The following is a 22053-nucleotide window of genomic DNA, read 5'->3' on the forward strand; positions in this document are numbered from 1 at the left end:
GGAAGGCACCCTCCCCCGCCTCTAGGCTGGGGAGGGTGTCGTCGTCTGTGAGCGCCCCGCTCGCCTCCTCGCTCGACGACCCGGAGCGCGCCGCCGGGCTGCGGCGGATGAAACGGCTGGCCACGGGGCTGTTCCTGCTCGCGGCGGCCGTCTTCCTCGCCTGCGTGCTGCTCGGCGACACCGCCGGGCCCTGGGTCGGGTACGTGCGGGCCACCGCCGAGGCCTCGATGGTCGGCGCGCTGGCCGACTGGTTCGCCGTCACCGCGCTGTTCCGGCACCCGCTGCGGCTGCCGATCCCGCACACGGCGATCATCCCGCGCAAGAAGGACCAGATCGGCGCGAGCCTGGGCACGTTCGTGCAGGAGAACTTCCTGACCCGCTCGGTCGTCGAGGAGAAGCTCGCCACCGTCGACGTCCCCGGCCGGCTCGGGACCTTCCTGGCGGCGCCCGGCCGCGCGGAGCGGCTGGCCGGCGACGCCGCCGCCGGGCTCACCGGCCTCACCGACCTGCTGCGCGACGACGACCTGCAGCAGGCCGTCTCCGGCCTGGTCGACCGCAAGCTGCACGCGACGCCGGCGGCGCCGGTGCTGGCCCGGGTCCTGGAGCTGGTGGTCGACGGGGACCGGCACCAGGAGGTCCTGTCGGCGGGCCTGCGCTACCTCGCCCGGTTCCTCGAGGAGAACCGGGTGGTGTTCCGCGCCCAGCTCGGGGACGCCTCCCCGTCGTGGGTGCCCAACTGGGTCGACGACCGGGTGTTCGACCGCGTGTTCGCGGGCGTGCAGGGCTTCCTGGAGGAGGTCGGCGCCGACCGCGACCACGAGCTGCGTCGGGTCTACGACGCCCGGCTGCGCGCCTACGTGCACGACCTGCGCACCGACCCCGACACCGCCGCCCGCGTCGAGGGGTTCAAGAAGGAGCTGCTCGACCACCCGGCGGTGCGCGCCTGGTCCTCGTCGCTGTGGACCAACGCGAAGACCTCGTTCCTCGCCGCCGCCGCCGACCCGGACTCCGAGCTGCGGTCCCGGGTGACCGGCATGATCGGCGACGCCGCCCGGCTGCTGCGGAGCGACCCGCGGGTGCGCGAGCGGGTGCAGCAGCAGTCGGTGCGGGTCGCCGGTTACCTGGTGGAGCGCTTCGCCGGTGACCTCGCCGACGTCGTCGGCAGCACCGTCGCCCGCTGGGACACCGAGGAGACCAGCCGCCGCATCGAGCTGCAGGTGGGGCGGGACCTGCAGTTCATCCGCATCAACGGCACCGTCGTCGGCGGGCTGGCCGGGCTGGTCATCTACACCCTCGCCCAGCTGCTGGGCTGAGCTCAGACCAGCCGGAAGCCGCTCCACGCGAAGCCCGGCGAGACGACACAGGTCACCAGCACCTCGTCCTCCGCCGGGGCGGTCGACTGCCGGGCGCCGGCGGGCACGAGCACCTGCGGGTGCGCCGCGTCCAGCACCGTGCGCTCGTCGCCCACGTGCAGCACCAGTGCGCCCGGGCCGTGCCAGAGCCACAGCTCGTCGGCGTCGACGGTGTGCGGCGCCGAGGACTCCCCCGGTGCGAGCAGGTAGAGGATCGCCGTCGCGGCCGGGCGGTCGCCGACCGCGGCCGGCGAGGTCCAGGTGCGCCGGTACCAGCCGCCCTCGGGGTGCGGCTCCAGCCCGAGCCGGATCGCGGTGACCGCGACCGGCGAGCGGGGCCCGGAGGGTCCCCGAGGAGGGACGCGTCCGCCGGGGCTCACGGCGTCAGGGAGAGGGCACCCGGCCGCGGTGCGGTCCGGCAGGACCGCCGTGTCACCGTCGGGCCTGGGCGGCGGCGTAGAGGGCGATGGACGCCGCGACGCTCACGTTGAGCGACTCGGTGTCGCGGGCGATCGGGATGCGGACGACGACGTCGCAGCGCTCGCGCACCAGCCGCGACAGCCCCGCGCCCTCCGCGCCGACGACCAGCGCCACCGGGTCGGCGAGGCCGTCGTAGTCGGCGATGTCCACGTCGCCGTCGCCGGCCAGGCCGACCGTCTGCAGGCCGGCGTCCTGGTAGGAGGCCAGCGCCCGGGCCAGGTTGACCGCGCGGGCCACCGGCAGCCGGGCGGCGGCGCCGGCGCTGGTGCGCCACGCCGAGGCGGTCATCCCGACCGCGCGCCGCTGCGGCACGACGACGCCGTGCGCGTCGAAGGCGGCCGCCGAGCGGACCACCGCGCCGAGGTTGCGCGGGTCGGTGACGCCGTCCATGGCCACGACCAGCGGCGGCCGGCCGGAGTCGCGGGCGACGTCGAGCAGGTCGTCGGGGTGCGCGTACTCGTAGGGCGGGACCTGCAGCCCGATCCCCTGGTGCAGCGCGTTGTTCGACATCCGGTCGAACTCGGCCTTGCCCACCTCGAGCAGCGGCAGGCCGCGGTCGCTGGCCAGGTGCAGCGCCTCGGTGATCCGCTCGTCGGTCGCCGCCCGGGTGTCCCCGGTGACGACGTACAGCGCCGTCGCCGGGATCTGCGCGCGCAGCGCCTCGACGACGGGGTTGCGGCCGAGCAGCAGCTCCGGCGCCTCCTCGGCGCGCTGGCGGCTGCGGTCGCGCTCGGCCCGGCGGCGGGCGTCGGCCTGCGCGCGGCGCTGCGCCGGGTGGCCCGTGCGCTTCTCGGCGGGCGGGGTCGCCCCGCGGCCGGCCAGCGCGCGGCGGTTCTTGCCGCCGGTGCCGGCGGTGGCGCCCTTCTTGCCCGCGCCGCTCGTGCGGCCGCGGCGCTGGCTGTTTCCGGCCATCAGCGGGTCAGCTCCCATCGGGGTCCCTGCGGGGTGTCCTCGACCTGCACGCCGAGGGCGGTGAGCTGGTCGCGCAGCGCGTCGGCCGCCGCGTAGTCCTTCCGCGCGCGGGCGGCCTGCCGCTGCTCCAGCGCCAGCCGGACCAGGCCGTCGGTGACCTCCGCCAGCCGGCCGTCGGCGTCCCCGCCGGCCGTCCAGTGGGGGTCGAGCGGGTCCAGCCCCAGCACACCCAGCATGCCCCGCACGGCGCCGAGCGCGTCGGCCAGCGCGGCGTCGTCCCCCTCGGCCAGGGCGGTGTTGCCGGCGCGGACGACCTCGTGGACGACGGCGATCGCGGCCGGGGTGCCGAGGTCGTCGTCCATGGCCTCGCGGAACGCCGGCGGCAGGCCGGTGGCGGTGTCCCGGCCGGCCCGCTCCGCGGCGCGGTGCACGAACGACTCGATCCGCCGGTAGGCGGCGCCCGCCTCGGCCAGCGCGGCGTCGGTGAACTCGACGGTGGACCGGTAGTGCGGCGCCACCAGGTAGTACCGCAGCTCGACCGGGCGCACCCGGCGGACGACCTCGTCGACCAGCGCGGTGTTGCCCAGCGACTTGCTCATCTTCTCGCCGCCGAGGGTGACCCAGCCGTTGTGCATCCAGTACCGGGTGAACGGCAGGCCGGCGGCCATCGACTGGGCGCGCTCGTTCTCGTGGTGCGGGAAGCGCAGGTCCAGCCCGCCGCCGTGGATGTCGAACTCCGCGCCGAGGTAGCGCCCCGCCATCGCCGAGCACTCCAGGTGCCAGCCGGGCCGGCCCGGACCCCACGGGGTCGGCCAGCTCGCGGTCTCCGGCTCGCCGGGCTTGTGCGCCTTCCACAGCGCGAAGTCGCGGGGGTCGCGCTTGCGCTCGTCGGTGTCGGTGTCGGCGGCCGGCTGCAGGTCGGCCAGCGCCTGGCGGGTCAGCTCGCCGTAGCGGGGGAAGCTGCGGACGTCGAAGTAGGCGTCGCCGTCGACGGTGTAGGCGTGCCCGCGCTCCACCAGCCGCTCGACCAGCGCCACCATGTCCGTCACGTGCCCGGTCGCGCGCGGCTCGTAGGTGGGCGGCAGGACGCCGAGGGCGTCGTAGGCGCGGGTGCAGGCCAGCTCGTTGGTGTACGCCCAGGCCCACCACGGGACGCCGTGCTCGGCGGCCTTGACGAGGATCTTGTCGTCGATGTCGGTGACGTTGCGGACGTAGGTGACCTCGAGCCCGCTCGCGGTCAGCCAGCGGCGCAGCACGTCGAAGGCGACGGCGGCGCGCACGTGCCCGACGTGCGGCGGTCCCTGGACGGTGAGCCCGCAGACGTACACCGAGGCCTCGCCGGGACGCAGGGGCGTGAAGTCCCGGACCGCGCGCGCGGCCGTGTCGTACAGGCGGAGGCTCACTGCGGGGAGTCTACGGACCCCGTGCGCACGACCAGCGCCGTCGCGAGGGCGGCCCGGCCCTCGCCGCGGCCGACCAGCCCCAGCCCGTCGGTGGTGGTGGCGGTGACGCTCACCGGGGCGCCCAGCGCCGCCGACAGCGCCGCCTCCGCCTCCGCCCGGCGCGGGCCGAGCTTCGGCGTGGGCGCCACGAGCTGCACCGCCGCGTTGCCGACCCGCCACCCGGCGGCGGCCAGGGTCTCCCGCACGTGCTCGAGGACAGCGACGCCGCGGGCGCCGGCCCAGCGCGGGTCGTCGGTGCCGAGCAGCCCGCCGATGTCGCCGAGACCGGCCGCGGACAGCACCGCGTCGGTGAGGGCGTGCGCGGCGACGTCGCCGTCGGAGTGCCCGGCGCAGCCGTCGGCGCCAGGCCACCGCAGCCCGGCCAGCCAGCACTCCCGGCCGGCCTCGACCGGGTGCACGTCGACGCCGAGGCCGACGCGCGGGAGGTCGTCGCTCACCGGGTGGCCTGCAGCGCGGCCAGGTGCAGGTCGTGCGGCACGGTGACCTTCGCGGCGCGCTCGTCGCCGGCCACGGTGGTCACCGGCACGCCGCCGGCCCGCACGACGGCGGCGTCGTCGGTGAGCGCTGCAGCGTCCACGAGGGCGTCGTCCAGTGCGGCGTAGGCGGCCACCAGGACGGCGCGGTCGAAGCCCTGCGGCGTCTGCACCCGCCGCAGCACCGCGCGGGGCACGGCCTCGGTGACCGTGCCGGCCGCGTCGACGACGACGGTGGTGTCCACGACCGGCAGCACCGGGACGACGGCGGGCGCGCCGGCGGCCAGCGCCGCCAGCACGCGGGCCACCACGTCCGGCGGGGTCAGCGGGCGGGCGGCGTCGTGCACGAGGACGGCGTCGGCGTGGGGGCCGGCGGCCGACAGCGCGGCGCGGACCGAGGCGGTGCGGGTGGCGCCGCCGTCGACCAGCGCGACGCTGCCGGGCAGGACGGCGGCGAAGGCGTCGCGCTCGGCCGCGGGCACGGTGACGACGACCTCGTCGACGCCACCGGCCAGCAGCGTGTCGACCGCCCAGGAGACCAGCGGGCGGCCGGCCAGCTCGACGAGCGCCTTGGGCTTGTCCGCCCCCAGACGCGAACCACTCCCGGCCGCTGCGACGATGCCGACAGCGGACACGGGAGTGGTCCGGGAGAGCGAGGGTGCAGGGGTCAGCTGGCGAGGACCTCGTCGAGCAGCACCTCGGCCTTGTCCTCGTTGGTCCCCTCGGCGAGCGCGAGCTCGCTGACCAGGATCTGGCGGGCCTTGGACAGCATCCGCTTCTCGCCGGCGGAGAGGCCGCGGTCCTTGTCGCGGCGCCACAGGTCGCGGACGACCTCGGCCACCTTGTTGACGTCGCCGGAGGCCAGCTTCTCGAGGTTGGCCTTGTAGCGGCGCGACCAGTTGGTCGGCTCCTCGGTGTGCGGGGCCCGCAGGACCTCGAACACGCGGTTGAGCCCGTCCTGACCGACGACGTCACGGACGCCGACGATCTCTGCGTTGTCGGCCGGCACGCGCACGGTGAGGTCGCCCTGGGCGACCTTCAGCACGAGGTAGGCCTTCTCTTCGCCCTTGATGACCCGCGTCTCGATCGCCTCGATCAGAGCGGCACCGTGGTGCGGGTAGACGACGGTCTCGCCGACAGTGAAGCCCATGTGTGTGTGACCCCTTTCGCTGCAACCAGGTTAGCACGGCACACTGACGGCCGGAACGGTCGGCCGGTGGATATCCGCAGGTCAGAGGCCTGATGAAGTACTGGGGAGGGGTTGACAGGGCGTGGTCGGTGTGCCTGCACGGGCCTCGCGGGGCGCCTCCGTCCGCGCGCTCGTCCTGGCCACGCACGCGCCGCCGGCGGTCGCGGTCACCGTCGTGGCGACCCTCCTCGCGGTCACCGCGCAGGTGTCCCCGGGGCGCACGGTGCTCGTGGGACTGGCCGTCCTCGCAGGTCAGGCGTCCATCGGGTGGAGCAACGACTGGCTCGACGCCGACCGCGACCTCGCCGTCGCGCGGGCCGACAAGCCGGTCGTGCAGGGCGCCGTGGCCCCCGCCACGCTGCGCGGGGCGGCCCTCGGCGCGGCCGGCGCGGCCGTCGTCCTGTCCCTGGCGCTCGGCTGGGTGCCGGGACTGCTGCTGCTGGTGCTGGTGGCCAGCGGGTGGGCCTACAACGCGGGTCTGAAGCGCACGGTGGCCTCCGGGCTCCCCTACGTCACCGGTTTCGGCGCCCTGCCCGCCGGGGTGGTGGCCGCGGCGCCGGGCGTCCCGGCCGCGCCGTGGTGGCTGCCGGCCGCCGGCGCGGCGCTGGGCGCGGCGGCCCACCTCGCCAACGTGGCCCCCGACATCGCCGACGACCTGGCGACCGGGGTGCGCGGTCTGCCGCACCGGCTGGGTCCCCGCGTGTCGGCGGTGGTGGGTGCACTGCTGCTCGGGACGGCGTCGCTGGTGCTCGTGCTCGGCCCGGCCGGCCCGCCCGCGTGGTGGGGCTGGGCGGGGCTGGTGCTGGCGGTGCCCGCGGTCGCCGTCGCCGCCCTGGCCGGGACGGCGCCCTTCCGCCGGCTGGCCTTCCCCGCGGTGATGCTGTTGACCGTGCTCGACGTGGTGCTGCTGCTGGCGGGCGGGGCCGCGCTCACCTGAGCGCGGCCCCGCCGTCGGTCACTTCCTGCCGTTGCCGTTCCCGTTTCCGTTGCCGTTGCCGTTGCCGCCGCCGTTGCCGCCGCCGTTGCCCTGGCCGTGGCCGTTGCCGCCGGTCGAGGTGGTGGCGACGGGCTCCTCGGGCGCGGGCGCCGGGGTCACGGCCTCCTGCTCCCCGGTCGCCGGCTCCTCGGTGACGGGTTCGGTGACCGGCTGGGTCTCCGGCTGCTCGGTCACGGTGCCCTGGCGGGCCTCCTGGCGGGCCGTGTTGCGAGCGTGCGCCGCGGCGCTGACGTCAGGGCCGACCTTGGTGCCGGACGCCCGGCTCGCCGCCACGATCGCGTGCACGAGGTGACCGAAGGACCGCCCCTCGTCGACGCCGGCGAGCGGGTCGTCCTCGGGGGTCGTGGGCTCGGTGGCGGGCTCCTCCTCGGCGCCGTCCCCGGTGCCGTCCCCGGTGCCCCCGTCGGTGGAGGCGTCGCCCTCCCCGCCGGTCGGGTCCTCGGTGGCGGTGTCGTCGGTGGCGGTGCCGTCCGTGGCGGTGCCGTCGGTGGCGGTGTCGTCGGTGGCGGTGCCGTCCGTGGCGGTGCCGTCGGTGGTCTCGCTGCTCTCGACGAGGGCGGGGGCGGTGTCCTCGGGCAGGACGACGGCGGCGGTGGTGCCCGCGGTCAGGGCGACCGCGACCGCCCCACCGGCGACGGCGGCCTTGGCGACCGCGGAGAGCGCGGCGAACTTGACGGCGAGGGAGGTGGTGAACACGTGGGGTCTCTTCCGTGAGGCCCGGGCGGGGTGCCCGGTCGTCCGCGTGGACGGGTCCGACTGGTCGGTGAGCAGACCGGTCGCCAGCAGCTCGGCCAGGGCCGCGTTCGGGCGGCCCGGCGCGGTGGCGGAGGACCGGACCGCGTCGGTGAACGCGGCCAGGTACTGCGCGCCCTCGGGCACGGGCCGGCCGGCGAGGCAGGCCGCGAGGGCCTGCTCGGCGGTCCGGGCGTCGGCTGGCGTGGTCATCTCGCCCCCGTCATCGCCGGACGGGCCCGCAGGGGTGCGCGGCCCGTCGTCGTCTCCCTCGTCGGGGTGGTCCCGGCCGGCTCCAGCTCCTCGCGCAGCCGGCGCAGGCCGCGCCGCTGCAGCGCCTTGACCGAGGCCACGGAGCGGCCGATCACCGCGGCGACCTGCTCGACGGTGAGGTCGGCCAGGACCCGCAGCAGCAGGACCGAGCGCTGGTCCTCGGGGAGGCCGGCGCACAGCCGGTGCACCGTCTCGGCGCCCAGCCGGGCCAGGACGTCGTCCTCCACGTCCCCGCCGGCGACCTCGGGGAGCAGGTCCGCGCCCCCGTCGGCGAGCTGCGGGCGGCGGCTGCGCCGGCGCAGGTCGTCGACCAGCCGCCGGTGGGCGATGGTGAACACCCACGACCGCAGCCCCGCCTCGTCGCCGGTGAAGCCGGACAGCCCGCGGAAGACCGCGAGGAACGTCTCGCTGGCCAGGTCGTCGGGGTCCGGTGCGCCGTGCAGCCGCAGGTAGCCGGTGACCACCGGGGACAGGTCCCGGTACAGCACCTCGAAGGCCCACGCGGCGCCCGTCCGGGCCGCCGCGAGGACGTCGTCGAACGCGGCTCCGACCGCCATCCGCACCTCCCGTGCCGTCCCCGTGCAGGGGAGGCATCGGCAGGCCCGACGCGGAACTGGACCGTCCGTCCCCCGATCAGGGGGCGGCGGTGCCCCGGGCGACCTCCTGCTCGACCACGATCGGCAGGTCCTCCGACCGGTCCAGGCCCTGCAGCGGACGGCGCATCCGCCGGTTGCCGGCCAGCCGCTCGCGGTCGCGCTCGAGGAAGGCCCAGCAGCCGGCGGTGTAGGAGGGGCAGGCGTCCTCGCCGCGGCGGCCGCGGCCCTCCGCCCACCGGGCGACCCCGGCCTGGCTGCTCACGGAGCCGCGCGCGGCGAGCACCTGCACGCCGGGGTGGCGCAGGACGTGGTCGCGGCTGCTCCAGGTGGTGGGCGCGCAGGCGCTCAGCGGCTCGTCGTGGCGGTCCGGGGCCTCGGCGCAGGTGGTGACCTGGTGGACGTCGCCCCGGTCCCCCAGCTCGGCGGCCCGGTGGCGCAGCGCGGACAGCACGAGGTGGGCCTCCTGCCGGTGGAACCGGCGGCGGGCGGACACCGCCTCCGACTCCACCGGGAGCACCGGCCGGCCGGGCGCGTCGAGGAGGTGCGGGCCGGGCTGGTCGGCGGAGGTCCACCGGCGCGTACCGGGCGACCGTTCGGGGAAGTCAGCGAGGGCCGGGTCGCGCGGCTCGCCTCCGGCGCCGGGTCCTGGGCGCCCCATCGGCCTCACCTCCCGGCGGACGTGGTGGGTGGACCGTTAGGCTCGGCGCGACTCGGGCCATCGAGACGCACGGTGGCCGGCTGCTGTTTCCCCCGTGGAGGTCGACCGCTGTGAACCGCGCGCTGCGCGCCGCCGTGATGGGTGCCCTCGTCCTCAGCCCGGTCGCGCTCGGCGCCTGCAGCGCCGGCCAGGTCTCGCAGACCGGCACCCAGGACCGCGACAAGGTCGGCCCCCAGGCGCAGGTGGAGGACATCCTGCTGCGCCAGATCCTGCTGGCTCCGCCGGAGAACGGCCGCTACGAGGAGGGCGACGACGCCGAGCTGATCGTCACGATCGTCAACGCCTCGAACTCCGACGACACCCTCACCGGCATCGAGGGCGAGGGCTTCGGCGGCGTGCTGGTGTCGGCGACCGGCCCGACCCCCTCGCCGTCGTCGCCCGCCGGCAGCTCCCCCACGGCCACCCCGACGCCGGGCAGCACCGGCGCCACCCCGGGTGCGTCGCCCTCCGCCGGCTCCACGGCGAGCACCCGGGTGTCGCTCGACATCCCGGCCGACACCGCGCTGTACATCGGGCGCGAGGACGGCGCGACGGTCACGCTGCAGGACCTCAGCGAGGAGCTGACGGCCGGGCAGACCCTGACGCTCACCCTGTCCTTCGAGCAGGCCGGCGACATCACCACGCAGGTGCTGGTGGCCGGTCCCGACGAGGAGATCGACCGTGGCGAGGCGTTCGACTTCGAGGAGGGCCTCGAGCCGGAGAACCCGGAGAGCGAGGAGGACACCCAGGCCGAGTAGCCGGCCTGGAGTGACCGGACCGGAGTGACCCGTCCGGCCTCCCCGGGAGTGTCGGTACCCCCACCTACCGTGGCGGCGTGCCCTCTGGAGTGAAGTCCGCCCGTCCCGCCCACCGCTGCACCGAGTGCGGCTTCTCGTCGGCGAAGTGGATGGGCAAGTGCCCGGAGTGCCAGGCCTGGGGCACGCTGCAGGAGGTCGGGCCCGCCGCGCCGGCACTGCGCTCGGTCGCCGCCGGCCCGGTCACCGCGCCCGCCCGGCCGATCGCCCAGGTCCAGCTCGACGGCGCGCGGGCGGTGCCCACCGGCATCGCCGAGTTCGACCGCGTCCTCGGCGGCGGCCTGGTGCCCGGCGCGGTGGTCCTCGTCGCCGGTGAGCCCGGCGTCGGCAAGTCCACGCTGCTGCTCGAGGTCGCCCACCGGGTGGCGGAGTCCAACGGGCCCACGCTGGTGGTCTCGGGCGAGGAGTCCGCCGCGCAGGTGCGGCTGCGCGCCGAGCGGATCGGCGCGCTGCACGACCGGCTGTACCTCGCCGCCGAGACCGAGCTGTCGGCCGTCCTCGCCCACGTCGAGCAGGTGGCGCCCTCGCTGCTGGTGCTCGACAGCGTGCAGACGGTCCGCTCCTCCGCGGTCGAGGGCACCGACGGCGGCGCCACCCAGGTCCGCTCGGTGGCCACCGCGCTCACCGCCGTCGCCAAGTCCCGCGGGATGACGACGATCCTCGTCGGCCACGTCACCAAGGACGGCGCGATCGCCGGGCCCCGGGCGCTGGAGCACCTGGTCGACGTCGTCGTGTCCTTCGACGGCGAGCGGCACTCCACGCTGCGCCTGGTGCGCGCCACCAAGAACCGGTTCGGCCCGGCCGACGAGATCGGCTGCTTCGAGATCGGCGACGGCGGGGTGGTCGGCGTCCCCGACCCCTCCCACCTGTTCGTCTCGCGCCGCACCGCCTCGGTGCCCGGCAGTTGCGTCACGGTGACCATGGAGGGCAGCCGGCCACTGCTGGCCGAGGTGCAGGCCCTCGTCGCCCAGAACACCGGCGGCGGCTCGCCGCGGCGGGCGGTCAGCGGGCTGGACTCCCAGCGCGTGGCGATGGTCAACGCCGTCGTCGAGCGGCGCGGCGGCGTCCGGCTGGCCGACGCCGACGTGTTCGCCGCCTCCGTCGGCGGCGTGAAGATCGCCGAGCCGGCGGCCGACCTCGCGCTCGCGCTGGCCATCGCCTCGGCGTCGCGGGACACCCCGCTGCCGGAGGGGATGATCGCGCTGGGCGAGGTGGGTCTGTCCGGTGAGATCCGGCGGGTCGGCGGCACCGGACGGCGGCTGGCCGAGGCCGCCCGCCAGGGCTACCGGCTCGCGCTGGTCCCGCCGGACGCCGGCCAGGCCCCCAAGGGCATCCGGCTCATGGAGGTGCCCGACCTGGGAGCGGCGCTCGCCGGGCTCTTCCCCGGGTGAGCCCGCTCACCACCCCCCGCTCACGACCGGCAGGTCGGCGTGCCACGTAGACTCAGGCGCCGTACCACGACGACGTCAGGAGCGCCCGTGCCCCCCGCTGTGGACTCCGAGGTCGCCCTGCGCGAACTGCTCGGCCGCATCGCCCCGGGGACCGCGTTGCGCGACGGCCTGGAGCGCATCCTGGCCGGCCGCACCGGCGCCCTGATCGTGCTCGGCTACGACCGGGTGGTGGAGTCCATCTGCACCGGCGGGTTCGCCCTGGACGTCGCGCTGTCGGCCACCCGGCTGCGCGAGCTGGCCAAGATGGACGGCGCGGTGATCCTGTCCTCCGACGGGCTGCGCATCGTCCGGGCCGGCGTGCACCTGATGCCCGACCCGACCGTGCCCACCGAGGAGTCGGGCACCCGGCACCGCACCGCCGAGCGGGTGGCCGTGCAGACCGGGTTCCCGGTGATCTCGGTCAGCCAGTCGATGCACATCATCAGCGTCTACGTGGCCGGCCGGCGCTACACGCTCGAGCACCCGACGACGATCCTCGCCCGCGCCAACCAGGCCCTCGCGGCGCTGGAGCGGTACAAGCTGCGCCTCGACGAGGTCGCGAGCACCCTCTCGGCGCTGGAGATCGAGGACCTGGTCACCGTCCGCGACGCGATGAGCGTCAGCCAGCGGCTGGAGATGGTCCGGCGGATCGCCGACGAGATCGAGGGCTTCGTCGTCGAGCTGGGCACCGACGGCCGGCTGCTGGCCCTGCAGCTCGACGAGATGCTCGCCGGCGTCGAGGAGGACCGCGCGCTGCTGGTGCGCGACTACCTGCCCGCCGCGGGCACCCGCCGGCCGCGCACCATCGAGGACGTGCTCGCCGAGCTGCGGGCGCTGTCGGCCACCGAGCTGCTGGACCTGTCCGCCGTCTCGCGTTGCTACGGGCTGCCCACCTCGGCCGACGCGCTGGACTCCCCCGTCAGCCCGCGCGGCTACCGGCTGCTGGCCCGGGTGCCGCGGCTGCCCGCGGCGATCATCGACCGCCTGGTCGACCACTTCGGCGGCCTGCAGAAGCTGCTGGCCGCCACCATCGAGGACCTGCTCGCCGTCGAGGGCGTCGGCGAGGCCCGCGCCCGGGGCATCCGCGAGGGCCTGTCCCGGCTGGCCGAGACCTCGATCCTCGACCGCTACAGCTGAGCGCGGCCCACCACCGGCGACGTGCTAGAACGGCCTCCCGCTGGGACCCGCCGCGAGCCTGCGAGCGGTGGGGGGCAGGGACGTCCCTCGTCAGGTGATGGTGAGGACGGCGTCCGGGCTGGTCTCGGTGTCCAGCCGGGCGCGCAGCACGTACTGACCCGGGGCCACCGGCACGCGCTCGGCGGTGCAGGTCGGCTCGCTGGTCAGGCCGGTCCAGACCAGCGGGAACACCACCTGCTCACCGGGCTGCAGCGTGCGGGTGTCACTGCTGGTCTCGGGCCGGCAGTCGTTGCTGCCCCACAGCCGGGTGCCGGCCGCGTCGAGCAGCACCATCTCCTGCAGCTGCTTGTCCAGCACGCGGGTGCACGGCACCGCGGCGGTGTTGGTGACGACGAGCTCCAGCGTCGGCGAGGACCCGGAGGCGACCGTGCCCGGCGTGCGCACCTCCAGCGCGACCACGTCGTCGCCGCACGGGGCGCCGGCCTCCTGCACCGGGGCGGCAGGCGCCGGGGGCGGGGCGGGCGTCGGGGTGGGTGGCGGGGTGGGGGTCTGCACGCTGGCCAGCGACGGGAGGACCCGGTCGAGTGCGGGCGGCTCCGCGGCGGCCGGCGCCGTCGACGCCGCCTCCGAGGTGCCGGCGGCCGAGGCCGAGCCCTCCGGGCCGCCGCCCAGCAGCGCCACCCCGAGCCAGCTCCCGCCGCCGAGGACGGCGACGAGCAGGAGGAGCACGAGCAGCCGCCGTCGCCAGTAGACGGCGGCCGGCAGGGGCCCGACCGGGTGCAGCACGAAGGCGACCGTAGTCGGCGGGCGCCGGCCGTCCCGACAGGGCACGCCGCGGTCCGGGCCGGGCACACTGGACCCCCGTGAGCAGCACCGCCGGACTCGGGGACGCCCTCGTCGACTGGTACGACACGGCGGCCCGCGACCTGCCGTGGCGGCGGCCCGGCGTGGACCCGTGGGCGGTGCTGGTCAGCGAGGTGATGCTGCAGCAGACGCCGGTGGCGCGGGTCGAGCCGGTGTGGCGCGCCTGGACGGAGCGCTGGCCCACCCCGGCCGCGCTGGCCGCCGCGTCGCCGGCCGAGGTGATCCGCGCCTGGGGCAAACTCGGCTACCCGCGGCGGGCGCTGCGGCTGCGGGAGACCGCCGTCGCCCTCACCGAGCGGCACGGAGGCGCCGTCCCGGCCGACGTGGCGGCCCTGGAGGCGCTGCCGGGCATCGGGACGTACACGGCCCGGGCGGTGGCCTGCTTCGGCCACGGGAGGCCACAGCCGGTCGTGGACACCAACGTGCGGCGGGTGGTGGCCCGGCTGGTGCACGGCCGCGCCGAGGCCGGGACCGCCCGCGCCTCCGACCTGACCGACGTCGCGGCGCTGGCGCCGGCGGACCGGGAGCGGGCGTGCCGGTTCTCGGTGGCGGCCATGGAGCTCGGCGCGCTGGTCTGCGTGGCCCGCACACCGCGGTGCGGGGTCTGTCCGGTGCGGGACCGGTGCGCCTGGCGGCTGGCCGGCTACCCGGCCGCCGAGGGGCCGCCGAGGCGGGTGCAGCGGTTCGCGGGGACCGACCGGCAGGTCCGCGGGCGGCTGCTGGACGTCCTGCGCGCCGCCGACGGTCCGGTGCCCGCCCCGGCCCTGGACGCAGCCTGGGACGACGCGGTGCAGCGGTCCCGGTGCCTGGACTCCCTGCTGGCCGACGGACTGGTCGAGCAGACCGACGACGGCCTCTTCCGACTCCCCCACTGACCGGACCCGCGACGCCTCGCGCCGCCCGGACCCGCTCGCGCGACGACCCCGCGGCACGGTTCACCGTGGCCCGTGCAGCTGCCCGGGGACCTCACCGCCCGACCCCTGACCAGGGACGACGCCCGTGCCGTGCACGAGGTGACGGCCGCGCAGGAGCTGCACGACGTCGGCGTCGTCCTGATCGAGGAGGCCGACGTCGTCGGGGACTGGCAGCGCCCCGGCTCCGACGTACCGGCCGGCACGCTCGGCGTCTTCGACGGCGGCCGGCTGGTCGCCTACGCGGAGGTCTCGGGCGAGGGACGCGGGGGTGCCGCCGTGCACCCGCGGTACCGCGGACGAGGCATCGGGACGGCACTGGCCGCCTGGACCCGGCGACTGGCAGGCGAGCGCGGCGCCCCGGTCCTCGGCATCACCGTGCCGCAGGGCTCCCCCGCGGACGTCCTGCTGGAGCGCCTCGGCCACCACGTCCGGTGGACCTCGTGGCTGCTGGAGCTCCCCGGGGACAGGCGGATCGGGACCCGGCCCCTGCCGGACGGGTACTCCCTCCGGACGGCGGACGGCGAGGCGGACCACCGGGCCGCCTGGGCGGTGGTCGAGGACGCCTTCCTCGAGTGGTCGCAGCGGGACCGGCGGTCGTTCGACGACTTCGCCGCGACGACCGTGCGCCGGCCCGGGTTCGAGCCGTGGCACCTCCGGGTCGTCGTGGACCCGCGTGGCGACGTGGTCGGCGCCTGCTTCCTGGTCACCGGTGGCGCGGACGGCTGCGTCGACGAGCTCGCGGCGCGCCGGGACCGGCGCGGACTCGGGCTGGCCCGGGCCCTCCTCGCGGACGCCTTCGCCGACGCCCGCCGGCACGGCGCCACGCGCTGCGAACTGTCCACCGACTCCCGCACCGGCGCCCTCGGCCTGTACGAGCGGGTCGGGATGGTCGTCACCGGCACCCGGGTGCACCGCGCCGTGGACCTCGGCCCGGTCGCCGTCCCCCGCTGACCCGATCACGTCCCCCGGCGACGACACACGACGGCACCGGCGGTCACCTCGCCGTCCACCGGCGTCCGCACCGGGTGGTCGCCCGGGAGCCACCCTCGGCCCCTGGGACGCGGCAGGGGCCGCCTCCCTCACGGGAGACGGCCCCTGTCGGTGGAGCTACCTGCTCACTCCTTGCGGAGCGACGGGCCCTGGGTGCCGTCCTCGTCGTCGCCGACGGTCAGCGCCACCGGCGGCGTGTCGGGCAGGTCGATCGGCTTGGTCTCGCCGCGGAAGGTGAACTTCGCGGCGGTGCCCTCGCCCTCGACGTCCACCACGACGATCTGACCGGCGGTCAGCTCCCCGTAGAGGATCTTCTCCGACAGCGCGTCCTCGATCTCGCGCTGGATGGTCCGGCGCAGCGGCCGGGCGCCCAGCACGGGGTCGAACCCGCGGGCCGCCAGGAGCTTCTTGGCCTCCTGGGTGACCTCGAGCGACATGTCCTTGTTGCTCAGCTGGCTCTCCACGCGGGCGAGCATCAGGTCGACGATCTGGATGATCTCGGCCTCGGTCAGCTGGTGGAACACGACGATGTCGTCGATGCGGTTGAGGAACTCAGGCCGGAAGTGCTGCTTGAGCTCGTCGTGGACCTTCGTCTTCATGCGCTCGTAGTTCGACTGGTCGTCGTTCCCGGCCTGGAAGCCGAGGCCGACCGCCTTGGAGATGTCCCGCGTACCGAGGTTGGTCGTGAGGATCAGGATCGTGTTCTTGAAGTCCACGATCCGGCCCTGACCGTCGGTGAGGCGGCCGTCCTCCAGCACCTGCAGCAGCGTGTTGAAGACGTCGGCGTGGGCCTTCTCGATCTCGTCGAAGAGGACCACCGAGAACGGCTTGCGCCGCACCTTCTCGGTCAGCTGGCCACCCTCGTCGTAACCGACGTAGCCGGGAGGGGCACCGACGAGCCGCGACACGGTGAACCGGTCGTGGAACTCGCCCATGTCGATCTGGATGAGCGCGTCGTCCTCGCCGAACAGGAAGTTGGCGAGCGCCTTGGCGAGCTCGGTCTTACCGACACCCGAGGGGCCGGCGAAGATGAACGAGCCACCGGGGCGACGCGGGTCCTTGAGGCCCGCGCGGGTGCGCCGGATCGCCTGGCTGACGCTCTTGATGGCCTCTTCCTGGCCGATGATCCGCTTGTGGAGCTCGTCCTCCATGCGGAGCAGACGGGTCGTCTCCTCCTCGGTGAGCTTGAAGACGGGGATGCCGGTCCAGTTGGCCAGCACCTCGGCGATCTGCTCGTCGTCGACCTCGGCGACGACGTCCATGTCGCCGGCCTTCCACGCCTTCTCCCGCTCGGCCTTCTCGGCCAGGAGGGTCTTCTCCTTGTCGCGCAGCGACGCGGCCTTCTCAAAGTCCTGCGCGTCGATCGCGGACTCCTTCTCGCGGCGGATGCCGGCGATCCGGTCGTCGAACTCGCGCAGGTCCGGCGGGGCGGTCATCCGCTTGATCCGCATCCGGGCGCCGGCCTCGTCGATCAGGTCGATCGCCTTGTCCGGCAGGAAGCGGTCGGAGATGTACCGGTCGGCCAGCGTGGCGGCGGCGACGAGGGCGCCGTCGGTGATGCTGATCCGGTGGTGCGCCTCGTAGCGGTCGCGCAGGCCCTTGAGGATCTCGATCGTGTGGGTGAGCGTCGGCTCGCCCACCTGGATCGGCTGGAAGCGGCGCTCGAGCGCGGCGTCCTTCTCCAGGTGCTTGCGGTACTCGTCGAGCGTGGTGGCGCCGATGGTCTGCAGCTCACCGCGGGCCAGCATCGGCTTGAGGATGCTGGCGGCGTCGATCGCGCCCTCGGCGGCACCGGCACCGACGAGGGTGTGGATCTCGTCGATGAACAGGATGATGTCGCCGCGGGTGCGGATCTCCTTGAGCACCTTCTTGAGGCGCTCCTCGAAGTCACCGCGGTAGCGCGACCCGGCGACCAGGGCGCCGAGGTCGAGGGTGTAGAGCTGCTTGTCCTTCAGCGTCTCGGGGACCTCGCCCTTGACGATCGCCTGGGCCAGGCCCTCGACGACGGCGGTCTTGCCGACGCCGGGCTCGCCGATGAGGACGGGGTTGTTCTTGGTCCGCCGCGAGAGGACCTGCATGACGCGCTCGATCTCCTTGGCCCGCCCGATGACCGGGTCGAGCTTGGAGTCGCGCGCGGCCTGCGTCAGGTTGCGGCCGAACTGGTCGAGCACCAGCGACGTCGACGGCGTGCCCTCCGAGGGACCGCCGGCCGAGGCCGGCTCCTTGCCCTGGTAGCCGGAGAGCAGCTGGATGACCTGCTGGCGGACGCGGTTGAGGTCGGCGCCCAGCTTCACGAGGACCTGGGCGGCCACGCCCTCGCCCTCGCGGATCAGGCCGAGCAGGATGTGCTCGGTGCCGATGTAGTTGTGGCCGAGCTGCAGCGCCTCGCGCAGGGACAGCTCGAGCACCTTCTTCGCCCGCGGGGTGAAGGGGATGTGCCCGGACGGGGCCTGCTGGCCCTGGCCGATGATCTCCTCGACCTGCTGGCGGACACCCTCGAGCGAGATGCCGAGCGACTCGAGGGCCTTGGCAGCGACGCCCTCACCCTCGTGGATCAGGCCCAGGAGGATGTGCTCGGTGCCGATGTAGTTGTGGTTGAGCATCCTGGCCTCTTCCTGCGCCAGGACGACCACCCGTCGGGCTCGGTCGGTGAACCGTTCGAACATCTGCTGCTTCTCCTCTGACCGGCTGGTCCGGCACGTCCCTCCCCACGAGCGGGGAGGAGCACCCGACGTCCGTCGGCGCGCTGGGGCACCGGTCGTTCCACTGTAGTCACGGACCACGCCGTCCCGTCGGCGGCGACCGGCGGTGCGGTGGGTGGCTCGCCCGGTCCAACCGATGGTGGCGGGCCGGTGTTCCGGCGGGGTTACGCCGACAGCGGACGGCGCGTCACCCGGGGACGCCGACGGCCCGGCCCCCGCGCGGGGACCGGGCCGTCGGTGACGTGCTGGAACGGCCCCTCGCAGGGGCCCACCCCGAGCGGCGCGAGGGGTGGGAGGGGCCCTCCGTCAGTGGGCGGCCTCGTAGGCCTCGACGACGCTGGCCGGGATGCGGCCGCGGTCGCTGACGTTGTGGCCGTTCTTCCGGGCCCAGTCGCGGATCGCACCGGCCTGCTCGCGGTCCATCCGGCCGCCGCCACCGGTGGCCCGGGACCGGCCGGCACCGGAGGCCCGGCCGCTGCCACGGCCGACCTTGCGGGCGGCCTGCACGTACCGGGAGAAGGCGTTGCGCAGTTCCTCCGCGTTCTTCTCGGACAGGTCGATCTCGTAGTTCGTGCCGTCGAGCGAGAAACTCACCGTCTCGTCCGCGGGGAGGTCCTCGTCGAGGTCGTCACTCAGGATCACCTGGACCTTGCGCGCCATTCCGCTTTCCTCACTCCCTCTCGGCCCCCGTGGCCGGACAATTGCAGCCACCCGGATCCGGGCGACGCGCACATTCCACCACAGAAGTGAGGGGAGGGAGCAATCCCCGACGGTGGGTCGCCCTTTTCGGGGAGGAATTCGGGCGAGCGGAACGGAACCCGTCAGGAAATGGGGCGGACCAAGGGGAACAGGATCGTCTCGCGGATACCGAGGCCGGTGAGCGTCATCATCAGCCGGTCGATGCCCATGCCGACCCCGCCGCTGGGCGGCATCCCGTACTCGAGGGCCTCGAGGAAGTCCTCGTCGAGCACCATGGCCTCGGGGTCGCCGGCCGCGGCCAGCAGCGCCTGCTGGGTGAACCGCTCGCGCTGGACCACCGGGTCGACCAGCTCGGAGTAGCCGGTGCCGCGCTCGATCCCGCCGATGTAGAGGTCCCACTTCTCCGCCAGCCCCGGCGTCGTGCGGTGCGCGCGGGTCAGCGGCGAGGTGTCCACCGGGTAGTCGACGACGAACGTGGGGGCCTGCAGGGAGTCCTGCACCAGCGCCTCGAAGAGCTCCTCGACGACCTTGCCGGGCAGCCAGGCCGGGTCGACGCCGACGTCGTGCCGCTCGGCGAGGGCCCGCAGGTGCTCCACCGGCGTCTCCGGGGTGACCTCCTCGCCCACGGCGTCGCCGACGAGCGAGTACAGCGGCACCTGCGGCCACTCCCCCGACAGGTCGACCTCGGTGCCGTCGTGGTGGCGGGCGGTGTGGTCGCCGAACAGCGCCGCGCAGCACTCCTGGATCAGCTCGCGGGTGGTGCGGGCGACGTCGGAGTAGTCGGCCCAGGCCTCGTAGAACTCGAGCATCGCGAACTCCGGCGAGTGCGAGCTGTCGGCGCCCTCGTTGCGGAAGTTGCGGTTGATCTCGAAGACCTTCTCGAGCCCGCCCACGATGCAGCGCTTGAGGAACAGCTCCGGCGCGATCCGCAGGTACAGGTCGAGGTCGAAGGCGTTCATGTGCGTGCGGAACGGCCGGGCGGCGGCACCGCCGTGCACGGTCTGCAGCATCGGCGTCTCGACCTCGAGGAAACCGCGGCCGGTGAGCCCGGAGCGCAGCGCGGCCATCACCTGCGCGCGCTGCCGGACGGTGCGGCGCGCCTCGTCGCGGACGATGAGGTCCACGTAGCGGCGGCGGACCCGCAGTTCCTCGCTCATCGGCTTGTGCGCCACCGGCAGGGGGCGCAGCGCCTTGGCCGCCATCCGCCAGGAGTCGGCGAACACCGACAGCTCGCCGCGCCGGGACGTCCCGACCTCGCCCTCGACGAAGACGTGGTCGCCGAGGTCGACGTCGGCCTTCCAGGCGTCCAGCGCCTCCTGGCCCACCCGGTCGCGGGAGAGCATGACCTGCAGCTCGGCGTCGCCCTCGCGCAGCGTCGCGAAGCAGAGCTTGCCGGTGTTGCGGCTGAAGATGACCCGGCCGGTGACGCCGACCCGCTCGCCGGTCGTGGTGTCGGGCTCGAGGTCGGGGTGCTTGGCCCGGACGTCGGCCAGCGAGGTGGTGCGCGCCACCGTGACCGGGTAGGGGTCGACGCCGGACTCGCGCAGCCGGTCGAGCTTGGCGCGGCGGACCCGGAGCTGTTCGGGGAGCTCGTCGTCCGGGAGGCCCGGGGGTTCGTCGGTCACGTCGTCCGAGCCTACGGCCGTGCGCCGCGACACCCCGCCGGACTCCCTCCCCAGGGCCCCGTCGGTCGCTACCGTTCCGAGACCGCGACGGTCCGGCGGCGCGGCGGGACCCCGGAGGCATGGGTGGGCAGCATCGTCGGCTGGATCGTCACCGGCATCGCCACGTGGACCGCGGCGGTGTGGCGCAGGACCGCGGACTTCCACCGCCGCGTGTTCACCCCGGCCGACCGCTTCGCCGTCCGCGACCACCAGCTCGAGCGGCTGGCCGCGCTGCGCGGCGCCTGGGGCATCGCGATCCTCACCGTCGCCCAGCTGCAGTGGGGCGGGCTGGGCAGTGTGACCGACCAGGTCTCGCGCATCGTGCTGTCGGTGATGCGCTCCGCGGCGATCGGCGGCGTCGCGATGCTCGTCCCGATGGCGGTGATCCTGTTCCTCACCCCGCCGCCCCTGCGCCGGCAGCAGGCCGCCAACCTCCGGGTGCCGCTGGGCCGGCTGGGCGGGTCGGTGGCCGGCCTCGTGCTGGCCGGCGGGCTCGTCTGGCTGGTCCTCACCCAGGTGCAGCCGAGCGGGCTGATGGCGCTCGTGACCCTCGCCCTCGGCTGGACCGCCCTCGTCGCCGTCTGGGCGACGATCTGGGTGGCCGGCCGGCTGGTCGTCGTCCACTGGTTCTGCGCCGTCGACGGGCACCCGACGCTGCGCGGGCTGACCGAGATCGCGGTGGCGGTCGTCGTCCTCGTCCTGGGCGTCGTCGGCCTCTGGGACCCCGAGGACGCCGGCATGCCGGTCCCGGTGGCCGTCGCGTTCGCCGTCGTCGGGCCGCTGATCAGCGCCGCGCTGGCCACGGTGGAGCTGCGGCGGCTGCGCGCCCGCGGCATCGGCCTGGGCACCGTGCTGCCGGCGAGCCCGGCTCCCGCCTAGCGGCGGCCGCCGGCCTGGGCGCGCTCGAAGGCCAGCCGCAGGCCGTGCACGGTGAGGTCGGGCTCGCGCTCGCCGACGGTGCGGCAGCTGTCGGCCACCAGCGGCGCCAGGCCCCCGGTGGCGACGACGACCGGCGGGTCGCCGAACTGCGCGACCAGCTCGCCGGCGATCCGGCCGACCAGCCCGTCGACCAGGCCGGCGAAGCCGAGGACCAGCCCCGACTGCAGCGCGGCGACGGTGTTCTTGCCGATCGCCTGCGCCGGGACGGTGAGCTCCACCGACCGCAGCTGCGCCGCGCGGGTGGCCAGCGCCTCGAGGCTGACCTCGACACCCGGGGCCAGCGCGCCGCCGAGGAACTGACCCTCCGGGCCGACGGCGTCGACATTGGTGGAGGTGCCGAAGTCGACCACCACGACGGGGCGGCCGCTGCCGTCGGGCGCCCGGCCGAACAGCTCGTGCGCGGCCAGCGCGGTGACCACGCGGTCGGCGCCGACCTCGCGCGGGTTGTCGACGTGCAGCGGGACGCCGGTGCGCACGCCGGGGCCGATGAGCACCACCGGCACCTCGAGCGAGTCCAGCAGCTGCCGCAGCGCGGGCAGCAGCGCCGGCACGGTGGAGCAGGCGGCGACGCCGGTGACCTCGGTGTCGCGCAGCAGCCCGCGCCACAGCATGCGGATCTCGTCGGAGGTGGCCCGCGCGTGCGTCGTCACGCGCCAGCACCCGACCCGCCGGGCCCCGTCGAAGGTGGCCAGCACGGTCTGGCTGTTGCCGACGTCGACGGTGAGCAGCACGCCG

22 protein-coding genes are annotated in these 22053 nt (G+C 75.3%); 8 read left to right on the top strand and 14 right to left on the bottom strand.

The window, feature by feature from the left end:
- The first annotated feature begins 47 nt into the window (after positions 1-47).
- Complete coding sequence (locus tag ACI79Z_RS03555) at positions 48-1313, top strand: DUF445 domain-containing protein (protein WP_456901706.1); 1266 nt, start codon at positions 48-50, stop codon at positions 1311-1313.
- Positions 1314-1315: 2 nt separating this feature from the next.
- Here the strand turns inward: ACI79Z_RS03555 and ACI79Z_RS03560 are convergent, their stop codons facing one another.
- From ACI79Z_RS03560 to ACI79Z_RS03585, 6 genes are read right to left on the bottom strand one after another with little or no spacing between them, the layout of a single operon-like run.
- Positions 1316-1732 carry a cupin domain-containing protein gene (locus ACI79Z_RS03560; protein ID WP_456901707.1) on the bottom strand — a complete coding sequence of 139 codons (417 nt, stop codon included), beginning with the start codon at positions 1730-1732 and terminating at the stop codon, positions 1316-1318.
- Positions 1733-1784: 52 nt separating this feature from the next.
- On the bottom strand, positions 1785-2744 hold the full coding sequence (gene rlmB / locus ACI79Z_RS03565) for a 23S rRNA (guanosine(2251)-2'-O)-methyltransferase RlmB (protein ID WP_456901708.1): 960 nt from the start codon (positions 2742-2744) through the stop codon (positions 1785-1787).
- Positions 2744-4147, bottom strand: a complete 1404-nt coding sequence (gene cysS, locus ACI79Z_RS03570) for a cysteine--tRNA ligase (RefSeq protein WP_456901709.1) — start codon at positions 4145-4147, stop codon at positions 2744-2746. Before cysS ends, rlmB begins: the two co-directional genes overlap by 1 nt.
- Positions 4144-4644, bottom strand: coding sequence for a 2-C-methyl-D-erythritol 2,4-cyclodiphosphate synthase (gene ispF / locus ACI79Z_RS03575; protein ID WP_387987131.1), 501 nt, complete (start codon positions 4642-4644; stop codon positions 4144-4146). Before ispF ends, cysS begins: the two co-directional genes overlap by 4 nt.
- A complete protein-coding gene (gene ispD / locus ACI79Z_RS03580; RefSeq protein WP_456901710.1) occupies positions 4641-5315 on the bottom strand; it encodes a 2-C-methyl-D-erythritol 4-phosphate cytidylyltransferase in 675 nt (224 codons plus the stop codon). Before ispD ends, ispF begins: the two co-directional genes overlap by 4 nt.
- 32 nt (positions 5316-5347) lie before the next feature.
- Positions 5348-5830 carry a CarD family transcriptional regulator gene (locus tag ACI79Z_RS03585; RefSeq protein WP_073418385.1) on the bottom strand — a complete coding sequence of 161 codons (483 nt, stop codon included), beginning with the start codon at positions 5828-5830 and terminating at the stop codon, positions 5348-5350.
- A gap of 130 nt (positions 5831-5960) precedes the next feature.
- Between ACI79Z_RS03585 and ACI79Z_RS03590 the strand changes: the two genes are divergently transcribed.
- On the top strand, positions 5961-6806 hold the full coding sequence (locus ACI79Z_RS03590) for a UbiA family prenyltransferase (RefSeq protein WP_456901711.1): 846 nt from the start codon (positions 5961-5963) through the stop codon (positions 6804-6806).
- Positions 6807-6824: 18 nt separating this feature from the next.
- Here ACI79Z_RS03590 and ACI79Z_RS03595 read toward each other — a convergent pair whose 3' ends face one another.
- The 3 genes from ACI79Z_RS03595 to ACI79Z_RS03605 all read right to left on the bottom strand — a co-directional run bounded on the left by ACI79Z_RS03595 (position 6825) and on the right by ACI79Z_RS03605 (position 9125).
- A complete protein-coding gene (locus tag ACI79Z_RS03595; RefSeq protein ID WP_456901712.1) occupies positions 6825-7811 on the bottom strand; it encodes a hypothetical protein in 987 nt (328 codons plus the stop codon).
- The gene (locus ACI79Z_RS03600) at positions 7808-8428 is read right to left on the bottom strand and encodes an RNA polymerase sigma factor (protein WP_456901713.1); all 621 of its coding nucleotides are present in this window, start codon (positions 8426-8428) and stop codon (positions 7808-7810) included. Before ACI79Z_RS03600 ends, ACI79Z_RS03595 begins: the two co-directional genes overlap by 4 nt.
- A 76-nt stretch (positions 8429-8504) precedes the next feature.
- Positions 8505-9125: a hypothetical protein gene (locus ACI79Z_RS03605; RefSeq protein WP_456901714.1), complete on the bottom strand. Its 621-nt coding sequence runs from the start codon at positions 9123-9125 to the stop codon at positions 8505-8507.
- A 110-nt stretch (positions 9126-9235) separates the two neighbouring features.
- Here ACI79Z_RS03605 and ACI79Z_RS03610 point away from each other — a divergent pair, with 110 nt between their 5' ends.
- The 3 genes from ACI79Z_RS03610 (at position 9236) to disA (ending at position 12546) form a co-directional block, all read left to right on the top strand.
- A complete protein-coding gene (locus tag ACI79Z_RS03610) occupies positions 9236-9922 on the top strand; it encodes a copper chaperone PCu(A)C (protein WP_387987146.1) in 687 nt (228 codons plus the stop codon).
- A gap of 77 nt (positions 9923-9999) precedes the next feature.
- Entirely contained in the window at positions 10000-11370 is a 1371-nt protein-coding gene (gene radA, locus ACI79Z_RS03615; RefSeq protein ID WP_456901715.1) for a DNA repair protein RadA, read from the top strand.
- An 87-nt stretch (positions 11371-11457) separates the two neighbouring features.
- Entirely contained in the window at positions 11458-12546 is a 1089-nt protein-coding gene (disA, locus tag ACI79Z_RS03620; protein ID WP_387987151.1) for a DNA integrity scanning diadenylate cyclase DisA, read from the top strand.
- Between the two features lie 90 nt (positions 12547-12636).
- On the opposite strand, the gene ACI79Z_RS03625 is transcribed toward disA, so the two are convergent.
- Positions 12637-13332, bottom strand: a complete 696-nt coding sequence (locus tag ACI79Z_RS03625; protein ID WP_456901716.1) for a MucR family transcriptional regulator — start codon at positions 13330-13332, stop codon at positions 12637-12639.
- A gap of 77 nt (positions 13333-13409) precedes the next feature.
- Between ACI79Z_RS03625 and ACI79Z_RS03630 the strand changes: the two genes are divergently transcribed.
- Positions 13410-14285, top strand: coding sequence for an A/G-specific adenine glycosylase (locus tag ACI79Z_RS03630; protein ID WP_456901717.1), 876 nt, complete (start codon positions 13410-13412; stop codon positions 14283-14285).
- Positions 14286-14357: 72 nt separating this feature from the next.
- Positions 14358-15275 (top strand): GNAT family N-acetyltransferase, encoded by a 918-nt coding sequence (locus ACI79Z_RS03635; protein WP_456901718.1) that lies wholly within the window; start codon positions 14358-14360, stop codon positions 15273-15275.
- A 164-nt stretch (positions 15276-15439) separates the two neighbouring features.
- Here the strand turns inward: ACI79Z_RS03635 and ACI79Z_RS03640 are convergent, their stop codons facing one another.
- The 3 genes from ACI79Z_RS03640 to lysS all read right to left on the bottom strand — a co-directional run bounded on the left by ACI79Z_RS03640 (position 15440) and on the right by lysS (position 20340).
- Positions 15440-17980, bottom strand: coding sequence for an ATP-dependent Clp protease ATP-binding subunit (locus tag ACI79Z_RS03640; protein ID WP_387987164.1), 2541 nt, complete (start codon positions 17978-17980; stop codon positions 15440-15442).
- Positions 17981-18322: 342 nt separating this feature from the next.
- Positions 18323-18676, bottom strand: a complete 354-nt coding sequence (locus tag ACI79Z_RS03645) for a histone-like nucleoid-structuring protein Lsr2 (protein ID WP_456901719.1) — start codon at positions 18674-18676, stop codon at positions 18323-18325.
- 161 nt (positions 18677-18837) lie between these two features.
- Positions 18838-20340 (bottom strand): lysine--tRNA ligase, encoded by a 1503-nt coding sequence (gene lysS / locus ACI79Z_RS03650; protein WP_387987170.1) that lies wholly within the window; start codon positions 20338-20340, stop codon positions 18838-18840.
- 123 nt (positions 20341-20463) lie between these two features.
- Here lysS and ACI79Z_RS03655 point away from each other — a divergent pair, with 123 nt between their 5' ends.
- Complete coding sequence (locus ACI79Z_RS03655; RefSeq protein ID WP_387987173.1) at positions 20464-21258, top strand: hypothetical protein; 795 nt, start codon at positions 20464-20466, stop codon at positions 21256-21258.
- Here the strand turns inward: ACI79Z_RS03655 and ACI79Z_RS03660 are convergent.
- Positions 21255-22049, bottom strand: a complete 795-nt coding sequence (locus ACI79Z_RS03660) for a type III pantothenate kinase (protein ID WP_387987176.1) — start codon at positions 22047-22049, stop codon at positions 21255-21257. The two genes, ACI79Z_RS03655 and ACI79Z_RS03660, sit on opposite strands and share 4 nt — an antisense overlap.
- Positions 22050-22053 lie beyond the last annotated feature (4 nt).

Source organism: Geodermatophilus sp. SYSU D00663, assembly GCF_054050655.1.

Bases quoted from the DNA above. Each gene is read 5' to 3' on its own strand.
- rlmB (WP_456901708.1), bottom strand. From the start codon at position 2,744: ATGGCCGGAAACAGCCAGCGCCGCGGCCGCACGAGCGGCGCGGGCAAG.
- ACI79Z_RS03585 (WP_073418385.1), bottom strand. From the start codon at position 5,830: ATGGGCTTCACTGTCGGCGAGACCGTCGTCTACCCGCACCACGGTGCC.
- ACI79Z_RS03595 (WP_456901712.1), bottom strand. From the start codon at position 7,811: ATGACCACGCCAGCCGACGCCCGGACCGCCGAGCAGGCCCTCGCGGCC.
- ACI79Z_RS03600 (WP_456901713.1), bottom strand. From the start codon at position 8,428: ATGGCGGTCGGAGCCGCGTTCGACGACGTCCTCGCGGCGGCCCGGACG.
- ACI79Z_RS03605 (WP_456901714.1), bottom strand. From the start codon at position 9,125: ATGGGGCGCCCAGGACCCGGCGCCGGAGGCGAGCCGCGCGACCCGGCC.
- ACI79Z_RS03640 (WP_387987164.1), bottom strand. From the start codon at position 17,980: ATGTTCGAACGGTTCACCGACCGAGCCCGACGGGTGGTCGTCCTGGCG.
- ACI79Z_RS03645 (WP_456901719.1), bottom strand. From the start codon at position 18,676: ATGGCGCGCAAGGTCCAGGTGATCCTGAGTGACGACCTCGACGAGGAC.